The sequence below is a fragment of the Pseudomonas sp. GOM7 genome, assembly GCF_026723825.1.
Lineage (GTDB): Bacteria > Pseudomonadota > Gammaproteobacteria > Pseudomonadales > Pseudomonadaceae > Aquipseudomonas.
On record NZ_CP113519.1, the window covers coordinates 4,657,377 to 4,679,694 of the forward strand.

Annotated in this window: 19 protein-coding genes; 11 read left to right on the forward strand and 8 right to left on the reverse strand. The window is 63.9% G+C overall.

Going from position 1 to position 22,318, the window contains the following annotated elements:
• Positions 1–19 precede the first annotated feature (19 nt).
• A complete protein-coding gene (orn, locus tag OU800_RS20650) occupies positions 20–562 on the reverse strand; it encodes an oligoribonuclease (protein ID WP_268179209.1) in 543 nt (180 codons plus the stop codon).
• A gap of 57 nt (positions 563–619) precedes the next feature.
• Entirely contained in the window at positions 620–1,414 is a 795-nt protein-coding gene (locus tag OU800_RS20655; RefSeq protein ID WP_268179210.1) for a class I SAM-dependent methyltransferase, read from the reverse strand.
• Positions 1,415–1,501: 87 nt separating this feature from the next.
• On the opposite strand from OU800_RS20655, the gene rsgA reads away from it, so the two are divergent.
• Positions 1,502–2,533 carry a small ribosomal subunit biogenesis GTPase RsgA gene (rsgA, locus tag OU800_RS20660; RefSeq protein ID WP_268179211.1) on the forward strand — a complete coding sequence of 344 codons (1,032 nt, stop codon included), beginning with the start codon at positions 1,502–1,504 and terminating at the stop codon, positions 2,531–2,533.
• On the opposite strand, the gene motB is transcribed toward rsgA, so the two are convergent.
• Positions 2,527–3,558, reverse strand: a complete 1,032-nt coding sequence (motB, locus tag OU800_RS20665; RefSeq protein ID WP_268179212.1) for a flagellar motor protein MotB — start codon at positions 3,556–3,558, stop codon at positions 2,527–2,529. The two genes, rsgA and motB, sit on opposite strands and share 7 nt — an antisense overlap.
• A 3-nt stretch (positions 3,559–3,561) precedes the next feature.
• The gene (gene motA / locus OU800_RS20670) at positions 3,562–4,413 is read right to left on the reverse strand and encodes a flagellar motor stator protein MotA (RefSeq protein ID WP_268179213.1); all 852 of its coding nucleotides are present in this window, start codon (positions 4,411–4,413) and stop codon (positions 3,562–3,564) included.
• Between the two features lie 120 nt (positions 4,414–4,533).
• Between motA and OU800_RS20675 the strand changes: the two genes are divergently transcribed.
• From OU800_RS20675 to OU800_RS20695, 5 genes are all read left to right on the forward strand, one after another.
• Positions 4,534–6,057: an HDOD domain-containing protein gene (locus OU800_RS20675; protein ID WP_268179214.1), complete on the forward strand. Its 1,524-nt coding sequence runs from the start codon at positions 4,534–4,536 to the stop codon at positions 6,055–6,057.
• Between the two features lie 65 nt (positions 6,058–6,122).
• Positions 6,123–6,938, forward strand: coding sequence for a rhodanese-like domain-containing protein (locus OU800_RS20680; protein WP_268179215.1), 816 nt, complete (start codon positions 6,123–6,125; stop codon positions 6,936–6,938).
• Positions 6,939–6,955: 17 nt separating this feature from the next.
• Entirely contained in the window at positions 6,956–7,822 is an 867-nt protein-coding gene (gene asd / locus OU800_RS20685) for an archaetidylserine decarboxylase (protein WP_268179216.1), read from the forward strand.
• A gap of 159 nt (positions 7,823–7,981) precedes the next feature.
• On the forward strand, positions 7,982–9,784 hold the full coding sequence (locus tag OU800_RS20690) for a molecular chaperone (RefSeq protein ID WP_268179217.1): 1,803 nt from the start codon (positions 7,982–7,984) through the stop codon (positions 9,782–9,784).
• Positions 9,785–9,848: 64 nt separating this feature from the next.
• The gene (locus OU800_RS20695; RefSeq protein WP_268179218.1) at positions 9,849–11,918 is read left to right on the forward strand and encodes an EAL domain-containing response regulator; all 2,070 of its coding nucleotides are present in this window, start codon (positions 9,849–9,851) and stop codon (positions 11,916–11,918) included.
• A 101-nt stretch (positions 11,919–12,019) separates the two neighbouring features.
• Here OU800_RS20695 and OU800_RS20700 read toward each other — a convergent pair whose 3' ends face one another.
• The 4 genes from OU800_RS20700 to OU800_RS20715 all read right to left on the reverse strand — a co-directional run bounded on the left by OU800_RS20700 (position 12,020) and on the right by OU800_RS20715 (position 15,497).
• Positions 12,020–12,232: an Arc family DNA-binding protein gene (locus tag OU800_RS20700; protein WP_268179219.1), complete on the reverse strand. Its 213-nt coding sequence runs from the start codon at positions 12,230–12,232 to the stop codon at positions 12,020–12,022.
• 374 nt (positions 12,233–12,606) lie between these two features.
• On the reverse strand, positions 12,607–13,902 hold the full coding sequence (locus OU800_RS20705) for a TRAP transporter large permease (RefSeq protein WP_268179220.1): 1,296 nt from the start codon (positions 13,900–13,902) through the stop codon (positions 12,607–12,609).
• The gene (locus tag OU800_RS20710; protein WP_268179221.1) at positions 13,892–14,368 is read right to left on the reverse strand and encodes a TRAP transporter small permease; all 477 of its coding nucleotides are present in this window, start codon (positions 14,366–14,368) and stop codon (positions 13,892–13,894) included. The genes OU800_RS20705 and OU800_RS20710 overlap by 11 nt, the downstream gene beginning before the upstream one ends.
• A 127-nt stretch (positions 14,369–14,495) precedes the next feature.
• On the reverse strand, positions 14,496–15,497 hold the full coding sequence (locus tag OU800_RS20715) for a DctP family TRAP transporter solute-binding subunit (RefSeq protein WP_268179222.1): 1,002 nt from the start codon (positions 15,495–15,497) through the stop codon (positions 14,496–14,498).
• A 296-nt stretch (positions 15,498–15,793) separates the two neighbouring features.
• Here OU800_RS20715 and OU800_RS20720 point away from each other — a divergent pair, with 296 nt between their 5' ends.
• From OU800_RS20720 to OU800_RS20740, 5 genes are all read left to right on the forward strand, one after another.
• Positions 15,794–17,254, forward strand: coding sequence for a sigma-54 interaction domain-containing protein (locus OU800_RS20720; RefSeq protein ID WP_268179223.1), 1,461 nt, complete (start codon positions 15,794–15,796; stop codon positions 17,252–17,254).
• 432 nt (positions 17,255–17,686) lie between these two features.
• Positions 17,687–19,072 carry a GntP family permease gene (locus OU800_RS20725; RefSeq protein ID WP_268179224.1) on the forward strand — a complete coding sequence of 462 codons (1,386 nt, stop codon included), beginning with the start codon at positions 17,687–17,689 and terminating at the stop codon, positions 19,070–19,072.
• Positions 19,073–19,247: 175 nt separating this feature from the next.
• Positions 19,248–20,807, forward strand: a complete 1,560-nt coding sequence (locus OU800_RS20730; RefSeq protein WP_268179225.1) for an acyl CoA:acetate/3-ketoacid CoA transferase — start codon at positions 19,248–19,250, stop codon at positions 20,805–20,807.
• A 179-nt stretch (positions 20,808–20,986) separates the two neighbouring features.
• Positions 20,987–21,544, forward strand: a complete 558-nt coding sequence (locus tag OU800_RS20735; RefSeq protein WP_268179226.1) for an NADPH-dependent FMN reductase — start codon at positions 20,987–20,989, stop codon at positions 21,542–21,544.
• 97 nt (positions 21,545–21,641) lie between these two features.
• Complete coding sequence (locus OU800_RS20740; RefSeq protein ID WP_268179227.1) at positions 21,642–22,307, forward strand: hypothetical protein; 666 nt, start codon at positions 21,642–21,644, stop codon at positions 22,305–22,307.
• The last annotated feature ends 11 nt before the right edge of the window (positions 22,308–22,318 follow it).

Sequence of the window (22,318 nt, forward strand, 5' to 3'; positions counted from 1 at the left end):
TTGAAGCTTGCCGCTGCTTTCAAGCCTTGAGGAAATGCTGACGGTAGTGCTTGAGCTCGGCGATGGATTCGCGGATGTCATCCAGCGCCTGGTGGGTGGCGGTCTTCTGGAAGCTGTCCTTGACCTCCGGCGCCCACATGCCGGCAAGAATCTTCAGGGTTGAGACGTCCAGGTAGCGGTAGTGGAAGTAGGCTTCCAGCGCCGGCATGTACTTGTACAGGAAGCGCCGATCCTGACCGATGCTGTTGCCGCAGATCGGCGACTTGCCCTTGGGCACCCACTGTTCAAGGAAGGCGATGGTCTGCGCCTCGGCCGTGGCCGTGTCGATGCGGCTTTCACGCACGCGCTGGGTCAGGCCGCTCTGGCCATGGGTGCGGGTGTTCCATTCATCCATGCCAGCCAGGGTCTCGTCGCTCTGGTGAATGGCGATCACCGGGCCTTCGGCCAACACGTTGAGTTCGCTGTCGGTGACGATGGTGGCCATCTCGATGATCACGTCGCGCTCCGGCTCCAGGCCGGTCATTTCCAGGTCGATCCAGATCAGGTTGTTGGGGTTCTGCATGATGGGAGGCTCCTTGGCTCAGACGCGCAGTCTAACAGGCCGTTGAAAAACTACCTGCTAACGGATATCGGCACCCTTGATCTGCCACAGCAGCAACTGGGTCTGCCGCCCCTCGTTGATTGCCAGCAGCCGATCGGCCGGCACACCGAGAATCTCGAAGCTGTTGCTGATCAACCAGCTCCCCGGGCGCATCTCGGCCTGCGCCTTGGCCCACAGGCGCGGCATGGGCACGGGGGAGAGAAAGCAATAGACGACATCGAAATCCGCCAGATCCACCTGCCACAGGTTCAGGTAGCGGACGCGGCAATTGCCCTGCAACAAACAACGCAGCCAGGCGCAGAGAAACACCAGCGGCGCCGTCTCGACACCAACGAACTGGCCACGCGGAAAACGCCGCGCCAACTGCAGCAGGGTGCCGGCCGTGCCGCAGCCCAGATCGATGAAGCGCAGCGGCGGCTCGCGCTCGGCCAGCAAGTCCTGCAGATGCTGTTGCGCACGCCGCCCACTGAGGTACAGCGGCACCTGCTCACGCAAACTGTTCCAATTGACCAGCAGCAACACCACGAAACCCAGCAGATAGACCCAGCCGGGCAGCCCGAAGCGTTGCATGAGCAGCAGCGCCGGCACGAAGGCGAAATTGATCCAGCCCCACCAGCGCGACAAGCCCAGACGCCAACCGATCAGCGCAGCCAGCGCGCCCTGCAGCACGGCCACCGACAGCCACGACAGGCGCCAGGGCCACAGCGCCAGCAGATAGACCAGCACCACCACCAGAGCAACGGCGACTCCCTGCGCCAGCAAGGCTCGCATCACCGGCAGGTGTACCAGGCTCATCCGCTCATCTGTCTGCATTGCACGTCCTCGATCAAGGCGACCGAATCGGCGCCAGAGCGCCATGCTAAACTCGCCGCGACCGACACTCCACCACCCGGACGCTCCATGGCCAAACGCCAACTCAACCGCCGCCAGAGCTGGCGCATCGAAAAAATCCAGGGCGAGCGCGCCGCCCGCGCGGCCAAGCGCGAATCTCGTGCCGTCGAAGCCTTGGAAGGCGGCGATCTGGGTCCCGAGCAGACCGGCCTGGTAATCGCCCACTTCGGCGTACAGGTGGAAGTCGAAGCGCTGCAGGGCGAAAGCAGCGGTCAGGTGTTTCGCTGCCACCTGCGCGCCAACCTGCCAACCCTGGTGACCGGCGATCAGGTGGTCTGGCGCCCAGGCAACCAGGGTGACGGTGTGATCGTCGCGCAACTGCCGAGAAACAGCGAGCTGTGCCGCCCAGACATGCGCGGCCACCTCAAGCCGGTGGCGGCCAACGTCGACCAGATCGTCATCGTCTTCGCGCCCCTGCCCGAACCCCATGCCAACCTGATCGACCGCTACCTGGTGGCCGCCGAGCATGCCGGCATCCAACCCCTGCTGCTGCTGAACAAGGCCGACCTGATCGACGCTGGCAACAGCGAGGTGCTCGGCGCCCTGCTCGAAGTCTATCGCGAGCTGGACTATCCGCTGCTGGAGGTGTCGGCACGCCAGGGCGGGGGCATGGAGCGACTGCAGGAGCGCCTGAACGGCCATGTCAGTGTCTTCGTCGGCCAGTCCGGTGTCGGCAAGTCTTCGCTGGTCAACAGCCTGCTGCCGGGCGTCGATACCCGAGTCGGTGCATTGTCGGAGCTGACCGGCAAGGGAACGCACACCACCACCACGGCGCGCCTGTTCCACTTCCCTGGCGGCGGCCAATTGATCGACTCGCCCGGCATCCGCGAATTCGGCCTGGGGCATGTCAGCCGTGACGACGTGGAAGCGGGCTTCATCGAGTTCCACGAACTGCTCGGGCGCTGCCGCTTCCGCGACTGCAAGCATGACCGCGAACCGGGCTGCGCCCTGCTGCAGGCCCTGGAGGATGGGCGCATCAAGCCGCAGCGCATGGCCAGCTACCGGCACATCATCGCCAGCCTGCCACAGGACGATTACTGACGGTTGAGCTGGTCGAGCGAGGTGCCGCCGCTGTCGAAGATGTTCAGACGCTGACGTAGCTGGTCGGCGGGCAATGCGTCAGTCTCGGGGGTGCCCTTGGCACCACTGTCCGGCGCACTGCCAGGCGTTCCTGCTGGCGCCGCTCCCTCTTGTGCAGGCGCGGCCTCACTGCCCTGCTCACCCTCGATATCGCGCTGGGCACGCTTGGTCAGAACGACGATATCGATGCGCCGATTGACCGGATTGAACGGATCTTCACGGTCGAACAGCGCCGACGAGGCATAGCCCACCACCCGTGCCACCTGCTCGTCCGGGTAGCCACCGGCGACCAGAGTACGCCGCGCTGCATTGGCGCGGTTGGCCGACAGCTCCCAGTTGCCGAAGTCGCCGCGCCCAACGAAGGGCTTGGCATCGGTATGGCCGCTGATGCTGATCTTGTTCGGCACGGCCTTGATGGTGTCGGCCATGGCCAGCAGGATGTCCTCGAAGTAGGGTTGCAGCTCGGCACTGCCAAGGGCGAACATCGGCCGGTTCGCGGCATCCATGATCTGGATGCGCAGGCCATCCTGAGTGATCTCGAACAGGATCTGATCCTTGAAGCGCTGCAGCTCGGGGTTTTCCTCCACCTTGTTCTGCAACTCCTGCAGCAGCAGCTCCAGACGCTCACGCTCCATCTTGTCGGCCAGGGTCTCGATCTGATCGGCGCTGACACTGGTTTCGTCCGGCTGACTCTCCGGCGTTTCCGAGACATCCGGGTTGAGGGTGCGCTCGGGTGCCGGCGTCGGCGTGCCACCCAGGTCGATGGCGTAGGGGCTGGCACTTTCGGTGAAGCCGATGGGATCCTGGAAATAACCGGAGATGGCCTTCTTCTGCTCGGGGGTGGCCGAGGTCATCAGCCACATCACCAGGAAGAACGCCATCATGGCGGTGGCGAAGTCGGCGAAGGCGATCTTCCAGGCACCACCATGGTGCCCGCCCGCGGTCTTCTTGACCCGCTTGACGATGATGGGTTGGTTGTTCTCCATCGCTTAGCTGCCGCGCATGGCCTGCTCGAGCTCGCTGAAGCTCGGGCGATGGGCCGGGTACAGCACCTTGCGACCGAACTCCACGGCCAGCGTCGGCGGCATGCCGGAAGCAGAAGCGACCAGGCTCGCCTTGATCGCCTCGTAGAGATTCACCTCTTCCTTGGCATCGTGCTCGAGCGCGTTGGATAGCGGCCCGAAGAAACCGTAGGAGGCAAGAATGCCGAGGAAGGTCCCCACCAGTGCCGTACCCACCTTCTCACCGATCTGCGCGTTGTCCGCCTCGGCCAGGATCGACATGGTAATCACGATACCCAGTACCGCCGCCACGATACCCATGGCCGGCATACCGTCGGCCACCTTGGCCACAGCATGGGCCGGGTGTTCCAGTTCTTCCTTGAGGCTGGCCAGCTCCATGTCGAACAGCCCCTCCAGCTCGTGCGGCGCCATGTTGCCGGACGACATGATGCGCAGGTAATCGCAGATGAACGCGGTCATGCGCGCATCCTTGATCACCCCGGGGTACTTGCTGAAGATCGCGCTGGCGTTGGGATCCTCGATATCGGCCTCGATGGCCATCATGCCTTCGCGTCGGCTCTTGTTGAGAATCTCGTAGAGCAGCTTGAGCACTTCAAGGTAATAGGTATGGGTGAAGCGGGTGCCGAACATGCTCAGGGATTTCTTGAACACCAACATGAACATGTTGCCCGGGTTGGACTGCAGGAACGCCCCTAGTGCCGCACCGCCGATGATCAGAACCTCGAAAGGGTGGATCAATGCCATGAACTTCCCGCCCGAAAGTATGAAGCCACCGAGCACGCAGCCAAAAACGACAATGATGCCTATGATTTTTACCATGGAATAAACGCTTGCAGAGCCTAGTGGATGGGTTATTGAAAACAACCCTTCTAATTATCGGAACTTATACGCCAGACTATAGCCAGTTAAGGTCAAAAGCCAGTTTGGCTCACGTTGAAGATGCCGACCCCCAAACCCATGCCGCGCAGTCTCGATGCCTGGTTGCAGCTACTGGGCCCTTTACGCCTGCCTCTCGAGCAGACGCAGCATGCGCATCTTTGCCGCACCCTGGCCGACAGCCGCAAGACCTGGCGCGACATGGCCGACCAGATAGAGCTTAGCCCAACCTTCGCGCTGCAAATATTGCGTGAGGCCAACCAGTCCGGCGGCAGCCTGAGCGAGCCGGCCGACAGCCTGGAAGCCGCCCTCGCCCGCCTGGGCCTTGCACGCTGCGAAAACCTGCTCAAGCAGACGCCTTCGATACCGGAAGCGGAAATTCCCCAGTCCCTGCGCCAGATCCTGCTGATCAGCCAGCATGCCAGCCAACAGGCGCGCGGCCTGTTCGGCACGCGCCTGGCCCGCTTGTGGAATGAGCTGCATGGTTGCAGCCTGCTGTTTCTCGCACCGCTGTGGCCCCTGCTCAACAGCTACCCACAACTGTTCAACACCTGGGAGCAGCGCGTGCTGGTCAAGGGCGAGCCGGCCAACAAGGTCGAACATGAACTTCTGGGTGTTTCGCTGATCCAGCTCTGCTTGAAACTGGCCGAGCGCTGGCGCCTGCCGGAATGGATCGTGCGCAGCTACCAGCTACTGGCCCGCGATCGCCGGCAACTGGTCAAGGCGCTGCATATCGCCCGTGACAACGAACATCCTCTGCATCAGCAGCAGATGCTCGACGCCGACATTCCTCTGCGCCACTGGCTGACCCAGCCCAGCAATTGCGTATTGCTGGCCAACGGCCTGGCCGTGTCGGCGCACCATGCCTGGAATACCGACCACTGCCTGCGCTGGCAACGCCTGGTCGGGCTCTATCTGCAGATACCGCTGAGCGACGTGCAACAGCAGGTGCACCAGCAGGCAGTCAGTAGCGCCAGAACCGGGCACGATCCCAGCCTCTGGCACCCGGCACAAGCACTGCTGTGGCCCTGGCAGGCACGCCATCTGGTGTCCGCCGAGCCGCGCGCGGGCGCGGCCAAGCAGGCCGTGCCCGAGGTCTGGCGCCAGCAGTGCATGCGCCTGATTCGCGAGCCCAGCGACTTCAGCAACTCGCAACAATTGATCACCTGCGCTCGCGATGCCCTCCAGGCCTGTGGTCTGCAGCGCATCCTGCTACTGCTTGCCGACCGCCAACATACGCGCCTGCAAGCGCAACAGAGCGCTGGCCTGGGCAAGGCCGCACAAGGGCTCAACCTCGACCCGGCCAAGAGCCATATCCTGCGCCGCCTGCTCAGCCAGCCAGGGCAGTTGCGCCTGACCCCGGACAATGCCGCGCAGTATTCGGCCCTGCTGCCAGGCGAACTCAAGGCGCTGTTCGTGGGCGAGCACCTGCTGCTGCGCTCACTTGCCAACAATGGTCGAGTGGTCATGCTGCTGCTCGCCGACCAGGGCGGGCAGCCGTTCACCGAGAGCGGCCTGCAGGCCTTTGCCAAAACGGCGCAATGCATCGAGCGCGCCCTGAGCAACTTCAGCAAACGCTCACGCTGAGGGCAAAGCCACAAGCCTGGCGACCTTTCCGCTACAATCGGCCTCTTTCCATTGCGGGAGGCCCCATGTCCCCCTTCGCCGATCTGCCGCTGGTCATAGAGCCCGCCGAGCTCGCCGCACGCCTGGATGCGGACGACTTGATACTGGTCGATCTCAGCAGCGCTGCACGCTATGCCGAAGGGCATATTCCCGGCGCGCGCTGGGTCGATAGCAAGCGCACCCAGCTCGGCCAGCCCCCGGCGCCTGGGCTACTCCCGGAGTTGCCGCAGTTGCAAGCGCTGTTCAGCGAGCTGGGCCATCGTCCGGATGCCACCTACGTGGTGTACGACGATGAAGGCGGCGGCTGGGCCGGCCGCTTCATCTGGCTGCTGGACGTCATCGGTCATCCCCGCCAGCACTTTCTCAACGGTGGCTTGCGCGCCTGGATCGGCGAAGGCCGCCCGCTCAGCCAGAGCGTGCCAGAGCCGGGCGACAGCCCCGTGCAGTTGAGCCTGAGCGAAGCCCCGACCGCCACGCGCGACTACCTGCAAGCACGCCTGGGCGCATCCGACCTGGCCATCTGGGATGCGCGCAGCGCCGAGGAATACCGCGGCGAAAAGCTCAACTCGGCAAGGGGCGGGCATGTTCCAGGCGCAATCAACTTCGAGTGGACAGCCGGCATGGATGGCCAGCGTGATCTGCGCATCCGCACGGACATGGCCGAGGTGCTCGACGCACTCGGCATCACGCCAGACAAGGAAGTGATCACCCACTGTCAGACCCACCGCCGCTCCGGCTTCACCTATGTGGTCGCCAAGGCGCTCGGTTATCCACGAGTCAAGGCCTATGCCGGCTCATGGTCGGAATGGGGCAACCTGCCCAATACGCCGATCGAACGCTGAACCTTCAAGGACACACGATGAAACAACGCCTGTTTATTCTCAGCCAGTACCTGCTGCCTCATCACCTGCTCTCGCGCCTGATCGGCTGCGTGGCCGAATGCCGCATCGGCTGGTTGAAGAATCCGCTGATCGACTGGTTCGCCAAGCAGTACCGCGTCGACATGAGCGAGGCCCAGGTCGAAGACCTGCATGCCTACGAGCATTTCAACGCCTTCTTCACCCGTGCTCTGAAAGAGGGTGCGCGCCCACTGGACGAGACGCCGGGGGCCATTCTCTGCCCCGCCGATGGCGCCATCAGCCAGCTCGGCGCCATCGAGCACGGCCGACTCTTCCAAGCCAAGGGGCACAGTTTCAGCGCCGTGGAACTGCTCGGTGGCGACACCGAGCGCGCCGCGCCCTTCATGGGCGGCCAGTTCGCCACCGTCTACCTCTCGCCCAAGGATTACCACCGCGTGCATATGCCGCTGGCCGGCACGCTGAGGGAAATGGTCTACGTGCCGGGGCGCCTGTTCTCGGTCAACCAGACCACGGCAGAGAACGTGCCCGAGCTGTTCGCCCGCAACGAGCGCGTGGTCTGCCTGTTCGACACCGAGCGCGGGCCGATGGCCGTGGTGCTGGTGGGCGCGATGATCGTCGCCAGCATCGAAACCGTCTGGGCCGGCCTGGTCACGCCGCCCAAGCGTGAACTCAGGAGCACCCGTTACGACGCCGAGGCACGCGCCCCGATCGAGCTGGCCAAGGGGGCCGAGCTGGGTCGTTTCAAACTCGGCTCCACCGCCATCGTCCTGTTCGGCCCGCAGCAGGTGCAGTGGGCCGAGGCCCTGGGCGCCGGCAGCAACGTGCGCATGGGGCAATTGCTGGGCCAGGCACACGATGCTACCTGACGACACGGCATCTGCACCGGGCAATCCAGCGTCAGCCCGTCACCCACCCCGGGTATGGGCTGCCATGAGCGACAGATGCTGCTAGAGTGCAGGAAAACATGAGGTCGATGAACCTCGAAGCCGCTCGCCTTTTTCAGTGGCCTGGAGCATCCAAGCTTTATGGATAGACAGAGTCCTCACCTGCTTTCATTACGCGTGCCAACCCCAAGCAAAGAGCGCTTGGGGTTCTGCGACGGGACACCGCGTGACCTGAAACGCTGGATCGCTGGTCTACCCAAGGCCAACATCGGTGAAACGGCACGCCAGCTCTATCAGAGCCTGGTGGAGATCAACCAGCTCCTGACGCCTTCCGAGAACCGCCTGCAATTGCTGGAACTGCTGCGACCGGAAATCTACTTCGTCTGCCAGCATCTGGAACGCCACTTCCTCAACCAGGCCATCGTCCTCGACGAGCGCCCACGCAAGGTGGCCAACCTGTGCCAGGCCCTGCAGAATCACCTGGCCATCGGTTACAAACTGATCATCACCCGCACCATCAATCGTAGCGGCAAGGATCGTGAACAACTGCTGGCCGTGGCCCTGCAGCGCGCCATGCACAGCCTGTACAGCCCACTGATCCGCGCCAGCCAGCTCTATTGCCCGGTGCCGGAGGGGCTGTGGCTGGAGCTGCACCTGCTCTATCAGATCGCGGTCGAGCAACGCATGCAGAACCTGGTCATCCGCGACCCACTGGCACGCCAGACGCAAGGTCTGAGCACGCAGCAGACCTACAGCATGGCCCTGCTGCTGGGCTGCGCGCGCACCAACCAGATGCGCCAGAGCGGCATCGCCCGCCTGGCCGAAGCGCTGGAGCCCTGGAGCGCACTGGTACGCCTGCAACCTGGCGATCACCCCAGCAGCCTGTTCGTGCTGGCGCCACAGGTCGACGGTCCGCCGCGTTACAAATCGCTGTATCAGAGTAGCGAGCTGCCCAAGCTGCTGGGCATCGATCCGCAGCCGCTGGTCGACACCATCAAGGATTACCTGACGCAACCGGAAGAGGAGCGCAAGAAATCGCTCCTGCCAATGCCCGAGGGTATCAGCCTGGATCTGCTGCAACATGTCGCAGCCGCCTGGGGCGATATCGCCGAGCGTACCTTCCAGCGCACGCCAGGCCAGGGCACCCTGACGCTGTGCATCGGCATGACCGCCCTGCACTTCTTCCTTTCCGGGCAGCGCTCGTTCGCCGAACTGCTCAGGCGCCCGGTGGAAGTCGGTGCTGCCGTGTTCAAGCCCAGTACGGGCGAGCCGGATATCTGGTCGAATGCCTTCGATGCCCAACGCACGGCCAGCGAAGAGATTCACTTCGAGGAAATCCAGTACAGCAAGACCACCCCAGGCGAGCAGGAACCCGCAGCCAGCGTCGAGGAAAGCTATCCCACCTACCCGCTGCTGATCGTCAACCACAGCCCGGGCGGCTACTGCCTGTCCTGGGTCAAGGACGTGCCCAGCCAGCTTCAGGCTGGCGAGTTGCTCGGCGTCCAGGACAACCCCAGCCAGGGCTGGAGTGTGGCCATCGTGCGCTGGATTCGTCAGGTGCGTGGCGGCGGCACGCAAATGGGCATCGAGCTGATCGCGCCGCACGCGCAACCTTGCGGCCTGCAATTGCTGCGCAAGACCGAGCAGAACAGCCAGTACCTGCGTGCCTTGCTGCTGCCGGAGATCGCGGCCATTTCCCGCCCGGCCAGCCTGATCACACCCCGCCTGCCCTTCCAGGAAGGCAGCAAGGTGCTGATCAACAACCAGGGCGTGGAGCATCGCGCCACGTTGACACGGCGCCAGCTCAGCACCGGCAGTTTCAGCCAGTTCGAGTACCACCGCGCCAACCAGGAAGAGGTCACGGGCGGGACTCCCGTCACAGCCTCGCAAAGCCAGAAGCCTGCTGGAGAGGAAGATTTTGACTCGCTCTGGAAGTCGCTGTAGGCTGCCGAAACTTCACCATTCGTCGCCTTTTCGCGCCCGTTCGGCGCGGTATTGACCCTCCCCTATGGCCATCGACAAGAAAACCATCCGCCTGCTGATCCTCGAGGATTCGCAGAACGAGGCTGAGCGCCTGGTCAGCCTGTTCCGCAACGCCGGCCATGCCACCCGCGTGCACCGCCTGGTCTCCAGCGATGACCTGGCCGAAGCCTTGCAGAACACCTGGGATCTGCTGATCTGTGCGCCAAGCAGCGAACTGCTGGAGCCCAGCGAAGCGATCACCGCCATTCGCCGCCTAGCCAAGGACATTCCGGTCATTCAGCTCGTCGCCGACAACGAGTCCGAAGCCATCACCGAGGCCATGATGTTCGGCGCTCAGGATGCGCTGCCCCAGGGCGAGGACGAACGCCTGGTGCTGGTGGCCAAGCGCGAGCTGGCCAACCTGGCCGAGCGCCGTGCCCGCCGCGCGGCCGAACTGGCCCTGCGTGAAGCGGAAAAACGCTGCCAGTTGCTGCTGGAAAGCTCGGTGGACGCCATCACCTATGTGCACGACGGCATGCACATCTATGCCAACCGTGCTTATCTCGAGCTGTTCGGCTACAGCGATGCCGACGAGCTGGAAGGCATGCCGATGATCGACCTGATCGCCAGTGCCGACCAAGGGGCGTTCAAGGACTTCCTCAAGCATTACCAGAACGATGAAGGGAGCGCCGACCTCAGTTGCCACGGCGTGCGCGCCGACGGCAGCAGCTTTGCCGCGCAGATGAGCCTCTCCCCTGCCACCTACGATGGCGAACCCTGCATTCAGGCGGTCATTCGCGCAGAAACCTCGAATGCCGAGCTGGAGGAAAAACTGCGCGAGATCAGCAGTCAGGATCTGGTGACTGGCCTGTTCAACCGCGTGCACTTCATCGAGCTGATGGATGTCGCCGCCGAACGCGCGGTCAAGGGGGAACAGCCGGCCACGCTCGCCTATATCCGCGTCGACCGTTATGCCAGCCTGCAGGGTGATATCGGCCTGGCCGGCATCGACCTGCTGCTGACCGACCTCGCCGGCCTGCTGCGCGCGCACTTCCCGGTGGAAACCCAGCTGGCTCGCTTCGGCGACGATGTGTTCGCTGCGCTGCTACCCGGAAAAACGCCCGAACAGTGCACACCAGCGCTCAAGGAACTGCTGAAGAAAGTCGAAGGGCATCTCTTCGACATCAGCGGGCGCACGGCGCAAACCACGCTGTCCATTGGTGTCGCCGGTCTTAGCGAGAAGACCGCCAAGGTTCAGGAAGTCATCGAGCGCGCCCATCGCTGTGCCGATGAGCTGAGCGACGGCAATGCCATCAAGATCTTCAACCCCGCCGAGGAACTGGCCGCTGCTGCCAACCGTGGCAACCTGCAGGCCATGGTGCAGCAGGCGCTGGAGAACAACAGCTTCCGCCTGCTGTTCCAGCCCATCATCAGCCTGCGTGGCGACGCCCACGAACACTACGAAGTACTGCTACGCCTGCTCAACCCACAAGGTGAGGAGGTGCCGCCGCCACAGTTCATGGCCGCTGCCCGCGATGCCGGCCTGGGCGAGAAGATCGACCGCTGGGTCATCCTCAACTCGATCAAGATACTCACCAGCCATCGCGCCAAGGGCCACAACACCCGCCTGTTCGTGCACCTGTCCACCTCCAGCCTGCAGGATCAGACCTTGCTGCCCTGGCTCAGCGTGGCGCTCAAGGCCGCCCGCCTGCCGTCCGACTGTCTGGTGTTCCAGTTCAGCGAACCCGATGCCATCGCCTACCTCAAACAGGCCAAGGCACTCACCCAGGGGTTGGCCGAGCTGCACTGCAAGGTCGCGCTGAGCCAGTTCGGCTGTGCAATCAACCCATTCAATGCGCTCAAGCACCTGCATATCGACTTCGTCAAGGTTGACGGCTCCTTCACTCAGGATCTGGGCAAGGCCGAGAATCAGGAGGCGCTCAAGACCCTGCTTGCCAGCCTGCATTCCCAGGCCAAGCTGACCATCGTGCCCTTCGTCGAGAGCGCCAGCATGCTGGCGACCCTGTGGCAGGCCGGGGTCAACTTCATCCAGGGCTACTACCTGCAGGGCCCCAGCCAGTCCATGGATTACGACTTCTCTGCAGGCGACGAGTAGCAATCGCCCACCTCACGCACAAAGCCGCGCAATGCGCGGCTTTGTGCGTTCTGCTAGGAGGTAAGTGGGGAGGGACAGGACTAAGGCGTGAGCGGCAAGGCTCATGCCGAGTTGCGCGATTCCTCGAGCTGATTGGCCAGCAACTGCACCAGTTGTTTCTGGTGTACCAGTTCGGCTTCGCAATCGACCGACCGCTCCAGGCGGAAGACGATTTCGCTGTTCATGCTGCGATAGTTGTATTCAGCTTTTTCGTGAATCTGGTTACGTAGTGCCTCGGGCATTCGTAGAACGAACTTGTCAGTGATTTTGGGCATAAAGACTCCATTATGGTTGTCATTACCAATTGATGAGTGGCAAAGACAACCCCCTGCGGATTCGCTATTTTCTTTCCATCTAGCACCTCTCCGCGCATGAAATTCGGCTCGACCGAGCATCCTCTCGACGGCATAGAATTATTTCTCTTGTCTATACAGTCGAGTATTCAGATGCTCAGGAGTTCAGTAAAAAATCGTCCCAGGCATCTTCAGTATTCCTGCCCGAAGCCGTCTATCCTGGCTGTTTGCGGGCGTTTCTCGACCTACTTCTCGCGCAGCCGTGGGCTGTATAGCCTCCCAACAGTCAAGCCGAAGAGGGACGCTCGGAGCGTCATTAACCGCACCTCTGGTAGACAGGCTAACGACACAGGCCTTTACACCGCGTAGCCCAGCACGCGCGGCAGCCACAGGGCGATTTCCGGGAAGATCGCAACCAGCAGCAAAGCGCTGGCCATCACCACGACGAACAGCGCCGCCCAGCCGACGGTCTGCTCCAGGCGTATCCTGGCCACCTCCGTCGTCACCATCAGGTTGATCGCCACCGGCGGGGTGAACTGGCCGATGGCGATGTTCATCGCCAGCAGGATGCCGAACCACACCGGGTTCCAGCCGAAGTGCTGCATCACCGGAATCAGGATCGGCATCAGGATCAGGTAGATGGAGATGGCATCGAGCAGCATGCCGGCCAGCAGCACCGCGAGCATCACCAGCGCCAGCAGCACCCAGCCGTTGTCCGACAGCGAGATCAGCCATTCGGCCAGGTGGCGGAAGGTGCCGAGCAGGGTGCCGGCCCAGGCGAAGATGCCGGCCAGGGCAATGATCAGCATGACCACGCCGGAAATCACACCCGCCTCGCCGCACAGGCGCCAGAGGCTGCGCCAGTCCAGCTCGCGGGTGACGAACAGGCCGATCGCCACGCCGTAGGCCACGCCGACCACGGCGGCTTCGGTCGGTGTGAACAGGCCACTGCGCAGGCCGCCGAGGATCAGTACCGGGGCGAACAACGCCGGCAGCGCCTGCTTGAAGCTCGCGCCGATGGCCGGACGCTCGCCCTGCTCCGGGGATTCCCAACCATAACGACGTGACAGCAGCCAGGCCGGCAGCAACAGCACCAGGCCGGCAAGAATGCCGGGGAACAGGCCGGCAGCGAACAGCGCGCGCAGGTCGACGCCTGGCACCACGATGGAGTAGAGGATCAACGCAATCGACGGCGGAATCAGGATGGCGGTGGAGGCCGAGGCGGCGATCAGGGTGGCCGAGAACGGCTTGGGATAACCCGCCTTGGTCATGCTCGGCAGCATCACCATGGCCACGGCCGCAGCATCGGCCGGGCCGGAACCGCTCATGCCGCCCATGATCAGGCACACCAGCACCGCAACCAAGGCCAGGCCGCCATGCCGTGGGCCGATCAGCGCCTGGGCGAAGCGCACCAGTCTGAGCGCCACGCCGGCTTTCTCGAACACCAGGCCGGTGAGGATGAACAGAGGAATGGCGATCAGCGGGTACTTGGCCACGCCGTTGTAGGTGTTGGTGCCGAGGGTGGCGAGCATGTCCGGCGACAGGCCGGCGATGATGCCGATGGCGCCGGACAGGCCGAGGGCGAAGGCCACCGGCACGCCGAGCGCCAGCAGCACGACGAAGCTGAGGATCAGCCAGAGATCAGGGCTCATCGCTGATCCTCCCACGCAGACGATCAAGGGTCATCTGGGTCAAACGCACGAATACCAGCAGCGCCAGGATCGGCAGCCAGATCACGTACCACCAGTTGGGCAGGCCGAGGCCGGGCGATTCGGAATCCCACTGGAACTCCTCCCAGGCGAACTGGCCGCCGTACCAGCACACCAGCCCCAGCACCAGCACGCCGGCCAGCCACTGCAGCAGGATCAGCGGCGTGCGCAGGCGCGGGAACATCCGCTCGAGCAGGCCGATGCGGATATGCCGGTTGCTGCGCATGGCCACCGAAGCACCGGCGAAGGTGAGGATGACCAGCAGGAACACCGAGATTTCCTCGGTGAAGGCGAAGGATGCATCGGTGAAATAACGCACCGCCACGTTGGCCAGGCTGATCAGGCTGATGATCACCAGGGCCAGGGTGGCGAGCACGCGCTCCAGCGGCGCGTCGACTTGTTTGCTCATAGGAACCTCGAATGACCGGAGCAATGTGATCGCGCGGCGGCGCCCCCCTGCCCTCTCCCCGCCCCCTTCCAGGACTGGGAGAGGGGAGCGGAGCAGGCTAAGGGAGCCTCCGGTCAGATAAAACGAATCAGGGCTGGGCCACGGCCTTGCGCGCGGCTTCCATCAGCGCGTCGCCAATGCGCGGTGCCCATTTCTCCTGCACGCTGGCAGTGGCCTCGACGAAGGCGGCGCGCTCGGCGTCGGTCAGCTCGATCACTTCCACACCACGCTCGCGGATGTCGGCCAGGCGCTTCGACTGAGCGCCACGCGACAGCTCGATCTCCCACTTGCCGGCGTCACGCGCGGCCTGGCTGAGCAGCTCGCGATCTTCCTCGGGCAGGGATTTCCACACGCGCTGGTTGACGGCGAAGATCAGTGGATCGGCCATGTAGTCCCACAGGGTCAGGTACTTCTGGCCAACCTGGTCGATACGCGCCACGTCGAAGACCGACAGCGGGTTTTCCTGGCCGTCCACCGCGCCGGTGGTCAGCGCCGGCTTGGCGTCGGCCCAGCTCATCTGCGTGGGGTTGGCGCCGAGGGCGGTGAAGGTGTCCTGGAACAGCGGCGAGCCGACCACGCGGATCTTCAGGCCCACCAGATCGGCCGGGCTGCGTACCGGCTTGGCCGAGTTGGATAGTTGGCGGAAGCCGTTCTCGCCCCAGGCCAGCGGCACGATGCCGCGCTGCTCGATGGCGGCGAAGGCCAGCTTGCCGGCTTCACCCTGGGTGATGGCGTCGAGGTCGGCGTCGTTCTTCATCAGAAACGGCAGAGAGAACAGGTTGAGCTCCGGCACCTGCGGCGACCAGTTGATGGTCGAGCCCACGGCCATGTCGATCAGGCCCGAGCGCATGGCGGAAAATTCCTTGGTCTGGTCGCCGGCGACCAGTTGCGCGTTGGGGTACACGCGCAGGGTGATGCGCCCCGCAGAGCGCTCGTTGACCAGATCGGCCCACTTCTGCGCGGCCTGGCCCCAGGGAAAGGCATCCGAAAGCACGGTGGAAACGGAGTATTCACGCGCCTGCGCGGTGGCGCACAGGGCGGTCAGCGCAGCGCCGGCGGCGAGCGCGGAGAAGAGTCGCTTGAGTTTCATGGGGCGTCCTTGTGTGGATCTTGGTGTTGTCGTTGTGGCACCGGCACAGCGGTGCGGATCCAGCGGCGGGCGGTTGGCTCGCCAGGCATGCCCGGTCGGCATGCGAAAGGGACACGGCAGGTGTCTCGGCTGCCGGGCAGGCCTTGTGGGCGTTCGGCAGGTGCCGGCGGGTTACGCGCAGCCGCCCAACTATTCCAGAAGCGTGCAACGAATGCCATTGTCTGATGTCCGTCGACATTGCCCGTCGTGATTGGCACTGCCCATAATCGGCGGCATTTCATACCGGACATTCGCCCATGGCCATTTCTCGCGACGACCTCGACCAGCACGGCCTGATCATCGGCGTGTCGCCCGAGCGCTTTCGCGCCGTGGCCATGCCACTGCTGTTCGATCACCTCGATGCCCAGTGCGAGGGCACCATCGCGGTCAATCGCCAGGCGCGCATCGTCTGGATCAACGACAAGTACGCGCAGAAGGTGGGCATCGCCGATGCGCGCACGGCGCTGGGCAAGGAAATCGAGGAAGTGCTGCCGGCCAGCCGCCTACGTGAGGTGGTGGAAAGCGGCCAGCCGAGCATGCTCGATCTGATGGCCTTCGGCGACGAGCATTTCGTGGTCACCCGCATTCCGCTGCGCGACGAGGACGGCACCCTGGTCGGCGCCCTGGGCTTCGTATTGTTCGACCGCGCCCGCCATCTCAAGCCGCTGATGGCCAAGTACGCCAACCTGCAGACGCAACTACTCGCCACCCAGCACGAGCTGGCCAAGGCGCGGCGGGCGCGCTACACCATCGCCGGCTTCATCGGCGCCAGCGGTGCGGCCAGCGAGGTCAAGCGCCAGGCCCGCCGTGCTGCGCAACTCGATGCCACGGTGCTGATCCGCGGCGAGACCGGCACCGGCAAGGAGCTGCTGGCCCAGGGCATCCACAACCTGTCGCCACGGGCCAACGGGCCCTTCGTCGCGGTCAACGTCGCGGCGATCCCGGAAACCCTGGTGGAGGCCGAACTGTTCGGCACCGCGCCGGGCGCCTTCACCGGCGCCGAGCGCAAGGGGCGCATCGGCAAGTTCGAGGTGGCCAACGGCGGCACCCTGTTTCTCGATGAAATCGGCGACCTGCCGCTGCCATTGCAGGCCAAGCTGCTGCGCGTGCTGCAGGAGCAGGAGGTGGAGCCGCTCGGCTCCAACCAGGTCAAGCCGCTCAACGTGCGGGTGATCGCGGCGACTCATATCGATCTGGAAGCCAAGGTGGCCGCCGGGCAGTTTCGCGACGACCTCTACTACCGCCTCAACGTGCTGACCCTGCGCGTGCCGCCGCTGCGCGAGCGTGCCAGCGACATTCCGGCACTGATCGAACACCTGCTGGACGACCTGGCCAACCGCTCCGGCCTGGCCCCCATGGAGCTGACGGACGATGCCCTCGCCCTGCTCTGCGCGCAGCCGTGGAAGGGCAATGTGCGTGAGCTGCGCAACCTGCTGGAACGGGCGCAACTGGCGGTCGATGGGCGACTGGATGAAGAAGCTTTGCGTGGTTTGCTGGTCGATCCAGTGGCGCCGAGCGAACCGGTGCCCGTTGCGCCGCTGATAACGAGCACAGCGCAGACCTTGGCCGAGCAGTTGGCGCAGGCCGAGCGCCAGGCGCTGCTGGCGGCTCTGGCCGCTACCGACGGCAATCGCCAATTGGCCGCCGAACGCCTGGGCATTTCCCGCGCCGGGCTCTACGCCAAGCTGGCACAGCATGGGCTGGGGCGCAGGGGCTAAGCGCCTCATCCTGTAGGAGCCGGCTTGCCGACGATGTGCCCAACAATGCTTCGCGGCTAAAGCCGCTCCTAGAGATAACGTTGTCGGCCGCAATTGCGTAGCCCGGATGAAATCCGGGGATCAGGCCCCGCAAAAGCCCCGGATTGCATCCGGGCTACGCGTCCAGAATTCTGGAATCCATATCAAATAGAGTCCAACAATATGGACTTAATCCAGAAAACTGGACAGTCACCTACATCCATCCTGGCAGCACTGTATCCGACATAAACGCCTGAGACCCGCTGGCCATCAGCCCTCCAGCCTTATCGACGAAAGCCTCACCCCAGCCTGGCACGACTCTGGCTCTATATCCGGCAAAGGCGCGCTGACGCATCTGCGCCTTCCCGATAAAACGGCCTCGAGCCGCTAGAACAACAACAAAAGGAACCGCCCATGGGTACCCTCGGTATTCTGATTTCCCTCGCCTTGTTGATGTACCTCGCCTATCGCGGCATCAACGTCCTGATCCTCGCCCCGCTGCTGGCCCTGCTGGCGTTGCTGTTCGCCGGCGACATCGCCCTGCTGCTGCCCACCTACACCCAGGTGTTCATGAAGGCCATGGGCGGCTACGTGATCCAGTTCTTCCCGCTATTCCTGCTCGGCGCGCTGTTCGGCAAGCTGATGGACGACTCGGGGTCGGCGCGCGCCATCGCCCACGGCATAGTCGCCAAGGTCGGCAGCGAGCGCGCCATCCTGGCCATCGTGCTGGCCTGCGGCATCCTCACCTACGGCGGTGTGTCGCTGTTCGTGGTGGCCTTCGCCGTCTATCCGATCGGCGCCGCACTGTTCCGCGAGGCGGGCATTCCCAAGCGTCTGCTGCCCGGCGCCATCGCTCTCGGTGCGTTCACCTTCACCATGACCGCGCTGCCCGGCACCCCAGCGATCCAGAACGCCATCCCCAACCCCTTCTTCGGCACCGACGCCTTCGCCGCACCGGGCCTGGGCGTGATTGGCGGCCTGATCATGTTCGGCCTCGGCACCTGGTGGCTTACCGCGCAGTCGCGCAAGCTGATGGCCGCGGGTGAAGGCTATGGTGAGCACCGCGACGACCCGGTGAGTGAGGAGCGCCGCGACATCCCAGGCTTCTGGCTGGCACTGCTGCCGATCTTCGTGGTGATCGTGCTGAACTTCCTGATGGCCAAGCAGATTTTGCCAGCCGTCGACACCAGCTACCTGGCCAAGCCGGAATACGGTGGTCTGCAGGATGCCAAGTCGCTGATCGGCATCTGGTCGATCATCGCTGCCCTGGGCGCCGCCATCGTGCTGCTGATCGCCCTGCACTGGAAGCGCTGGATGGATCTGAAGAAGAGCGTCAACGACGGCGCCTTCGGCTCCATGCTGCCGATCCTCAACACCGCCGCCGAGGTGGGTTACGGCACGGTGATCGCATCCTTGGCCGGCTTCGTCATCATCCGCGACCTGGTACTGGGCGTCTCCAGCAACCCGCTGATCTCCGAAGCGGTCGCGGTGAACATCCTCGCGGGTATCACCGGCTCCGCCTCTGGCGGCATGTCCATCGCCCTGAAGACCCTCAGCGCGCAGTACCTGGAAATGGCCAACGCCGCCGGCATCAGCCCCGAATTGCTGCACCGCGTCGCCGCCATGGCCTCGGGCTGCATGGACACCCTGCCGCACAACGGCGCGGTGATCTCGCTGCTGGCGATCTGCAAGCTTACCCACCGCGAGTCGTACAAGTTCATCTTCGTCAACACCGTGGCCTTCCCGCTGATGGCACTGGCTGTGGTCATTACCCTAGGCACGCTGTTCGGCAGCTTCTGACAGGACGCGACAAAGCTACTGCGCTCGGTCATACGGCGTTGCGCTCAGACTCGGATTGCTCATGTACATCAGTACACTGCGCATCCTCACCTGAACGCGCCTTGCCTGACCTTCGCTCGCTACGCTTTGACGCGCCCTGTACCGAACTCTGTTCAATCGCTTTCGAGTACCCGCAATGAGCAAGATCATGACCGCCGCCGAAGCCGTGGCGCGCATCCCGGACAACGCCAACCTGGCCACTGGCGGCTTCGTCGGCATCGGCTTCGCCGAGCAGATCGCCATCGCCCTGGAGCAGCGCTTCATGGCTGAACAGGCGCCGCGCGATCTGACCCTGGTGTATGCCGCCGGCCAAGGCGACGGCAAGGGTCGCGGCCTCAATCATCTGGCCCACGAAGGCCTGGTGCGCCGGGTGATCGGCGGCCACTGGGGCCTGGTACCCCGGTTGCAGAAACTGGCGGTGGATAACCGCATCGAGGCCTACAACCTGCCGCAGGGGGTGATCTCCCAACTGTTTCGCGATATCGCCGCCGGCAAGCCGGGGCAGTTGTCGCGCGTCGGCCTGGGCACCTATGTCGACCCGCGCCATGGCGGCGGCAAGCTCAACGAACGCACCCGCGTCGATCTGGTGCGGCTGATGCCCATCGATGGCGAGGATTACCTGTTCTACCCAACCTTCCCGATCAACGTCGGCATCGTTCGCGCCACCAGCGCCGACCCTGACGGCAACCTCAGCTTCGAGCGCGAGGCGCTGACCATCGAGAGCCTGGCCATCGCCATGGCCGCGCGCAATAGCGGCGGCCTGGTGATCGCCCAGGTCGAGCGCATCGTCGAGCGCGGCTCGCTGAATGCGCGCCAGGTGAAGATCCCCGGCATCCTGGTGGATTGCGTGGTGGTGGCCGAGCCGGCCAATCACCAGCAGACCTTCGCCACCGCCTACAACCCTGCCTTCGCCGCCGAGACCCGCGTACCGGTGGACAGCCTGGCCCCGATGCCGCTGGACGTGCGCAAGCTGATCGCCCGCCGCGCCGCGCTGGAGTTGCAAGCCGGCGCGGTGGTCAACCTCGGCATCGGCATGCCCGAAGGCGTCGCCGCAGTCGCCGCCGAAGAAGGCGTGATCGAGCGCCTGACCCTGACCGCCGAGCCTGGCGTGATCGGCGGCGTGCCAGCCTCGGGCCTGGACTTCGGCGCGGCGAGCAATCACAGCGCCCTGCTCGACCAGCCTTACCAGTTCGACTTCTACGACGGCGGCGGCCTGGATATCGCCTTCCTCGGCCTGGCCCAGGCCGATGCGGCGGGCAACCTCAACGTATCGAAATTCGGCTCGCGCCTGGCCGGCGCCGGTGGCTTTATCAATATCAGCCAGAACGCCAAGCAGGTGGTGTTCGTCGGCACCTTCAGCGCCGGCACGCAGGATATCCGCATCGAGCACGGTCAGTTGCGTATCGTCCAGGACGGCGACTTGCGCAAGTTCGTCACCGAAGTGGAACACCGCACCTTCGCCGGGCGTCTGGCCGCCGAACGTGGCCAGCCGGTGCTCTACGTCACCGAACGTTGCGTGCTGCGTCTGACCGGCGAAGGGCTGGAACTGATCGAAGTGGCGCCGGGCGTGGACATCGAGCGCGACATCCTCGCGCGCATGGACTTCGCCCCCCTCGTGCGTGAGCCGAAGCTGATGGAGGCGCGGCTGTTCAGGCCAGAGCTCATCGGCCTGGCGCGGTGCCTGCAAAGCCTTTGAGCGTGAACTTGCGGGCCTGAACGGGCCCGTTTTTTTGTATCTACCGATGCGACGGAGGCTAGCGAGCGGTGCTCGCTCGGACGCATCCAGCGCCCTGATGATGCCCATGCCCGGCACCTGCGGAAACATCCGGGGTCTATAGTGATTGTTCCTTTCCCACCACAGCCTCTGGAGTAAACATGAGCAAGACCTACAACGTCGCCGTACTGGTTGGCAGTCTGCGCAAGGCCTCCATCAACCGCAAGCTGGCACTGGCGCTGGCTGACCTGGCGCCCGCCTCGCTGAAGCTGGAACTCCTCGAGATCGGCGACCTGCCGCTGTACAACGAAGATGCCGACGGCGATAACGCACCGGCGGCCTACGCGCCCTTTCGCAGCAAGCTCAAGGCGGCCGATGCGGTGCTGTTCGTCACCCCCGAGTACAACCGTTCGATTCCCGGGGCGATGAAGAACGCCATCGACGTGGGCTCGCGTCCCTACGGCCAGAGCGGTTTCAGCGGCAAGCCGGGCGCCGTGCTCAGCGCCTCGCCTGGTGCCATCGGTGGCTTCGGTGCCAACCACCATCTGCGTCAGTGCCTGGTGTTCCTCGACGTGCATGTGTTGCAGCAACCGGAGGCCTATCTCGGCGGTGCCGGCAATTTCTTCGATGATGACGGCAAGCTCAGCGACGATATCAAACCCTTCCTGCAGAAATTCATCGACGCCTATGCGGCGTGGGTGGCCAAGCACCTCGGTTAAGCCAGGATCAGGCACTGCTCAGCACAAGGCAGCGAGCAGTGCCTGAATCATCCCGAATAGCCTAAGCAGGCCTATTTCACTCAGAGAATGACGCGATATGGAAGTCCATTTTGAACTAACCCCGGAGGACGTTCAGACACTGATCGACGAGACCGTCGATGCTCGGGTGAAACGCAACGGCACATACTTCACTGCATTAACCGACTGGCAAGGACGTTACCTAGCCAGGCTGCTCATGGGCTTGGGCCTGCTCGGCGCAGCACTGTCGCCCTGGCTGCTATATGGCCGCTATACGGTGGAGAGCATCATTGCTCTGGTGCTCGTATTACCATTGGCGTTCATCATCCTGCGGCGTTACAGCACTGACCTCGTAGCGTTCTGCCAAAAAAGAGGCCAGGAACGGGAACAGCGTATCCGTCTGCGCAGCCATACTTCTCTGAGTGCCAGCATGCGCAAACGGATGGAACATGCTCGTACCACGTTGCCAGGCGTGCATACCTGGCACATCACCCCCGACACGCTGCAGATCGTATTGCCCAATGGGCAACAGAGCGTGATTCCCAGACGTCCTCTCGTTCACTTAAGCCAGACAGCCAGCTTTTATCGCCTGGCCACTCGGGCTCAAAAGTTGATGGGCGTTGCCTATGTGCTGCCCAAGCAAAGTCGCGTGATGGATACCGACGATTATGAACAAGGAGTCGCCATGCTTCTGGAACGCTGCATGCCAGACGCAGATAAGGATAGAAAAACGCCCCGTCGGTAGACCGGGGCGTG

Bases quoted from the DNA above. Each gene is read 5' to 3' on its own strand.
- orn (WP_268179209.1), bottom strand. From the start codon at position 562: ATGCAGAACCCCAACAACCTGATCTGGATCGACCTGGAAATGACCGGC.
- OU800_RS20655 (WP_268179210.1), bottom strand. From the start codon at position 1,414: ATGCAGACAGATGAGCGGATGAGCCTGGTACACCTGCCGGTGATGCGA.
- rsgA (WP_268179211.1), top strand. From the start codon at position 1,502: ATGGCCAAACGCCAACTCAACCGCCGCCAGAGCTGGCGCATCGAAAAA.
- motB (WP_268179212.1), bottom strand. From the start codon at position 3,558: ATGGAGAACAACCAACCCATCATCGTCAAGCGGGTCAAGAAGACCGCG.
- motA (WP_268179213.1), bottom strand. From the start codon at position 4,413: ATGGTAAAAATCATAGGCATCATTGTCGTTTTTGGCTGCGTGCTCGGT.
- OU800_RS20675 (WP_268179214.1), top strand. From the start codon at position 4,534: ATGCCGACCCCCAAACCCATGCCGCGCAGTCTCGATGCCTGGTTGCAG.
- OU800_RS20680 (WP_268179215.1), top strand. From the start codon at position 6,123: ATGTCCCCCTTCGCCGATCTGCCGCTGGTCATAGAGCCCGCCGAGCTC.
- asd (WP_268179216.1), top strand. From the start codon at position 6,956: ATGAAACAACGCCTGTTTATTCTCAGCCAGTACCTGCTGCCTCATCAC.
- OU800_RS20690 (WP_268179217.1), top strand. From the start codon at position 7,982: ATGGATAGACAGAGTCCTCACCTGCTTTCATTACGCGTGCCAACCCCA.
- OU800_RS20695 (WP_268179218.1), top strand. From the start codon at position 9,849: ATGGCCATCGACAAGAAAACCATCCGCCTGCTGATCCTCGAGGATTCG.
- OU800_RS20700 (WP_268179219.1), bottom strand. From the start codon at position 12,232: ATGCCCAAAATCACTGACAAGTTCGTTCTACGAATGCCCGAGGCACTA.
- OU800_RS20705 (WP_268179220.1), bottom strand. From the start codon at position 13,902: ATGAGCCCTGATCTCTGGCTGATCCTCAGCTTCGTCGTGCTGCTGGCG.
- OU800_RS20710 (WP_268179221.1), bottom strand. From the start codon at position 14,368: ATGAGCAAACAAGTCGACGCGCCGCTGGAGCGCGTGCTCGCCACCCTG.
- OU800_RS20715 (WP_268179222.1), bottom strand. From the start codon at position 15,497: ATGAAACTCAAGCGACTCTTCTCCGCGCTCGCCGCCGGCGCTGCGCTG.
- OU800_RS20720 (WP_268179223.1), top strand. From the start codon at position 15,794: ATGGCCATTTCTCGCGACGACCTCGACCAGCACGGCCTGATCATCGGC.
- OU800_RS20725 (WP_268179224.1), top strand. From the start codon at position 17,687: ATGGGTACCCTCGGTATTCTGATTTCCCTCGCCTTGTTGATGTACCTC.
- OU800_RS20730 (WP_268179225.1), top strand. From the start codon at position 19,248: ATGAGCAAGATCATGACCGCCGCCGAAGCCGTGGCGCGCATCCCGGAC.
- OU800_RS20735 (WP_268179226.1), top strand. From the start codon at position 20,987: ATGAGCAAGACCTACAACGTCGCCGTACTGGTTGGCAGTCTGCGCAAG.
- OU800_RS20740 (WP_268179227.1), top strand. From the start codon at position 21,642: ATGGAAGTCCATTTTGAACTAACCCCGGAGGACGTTCAGACACTGATC.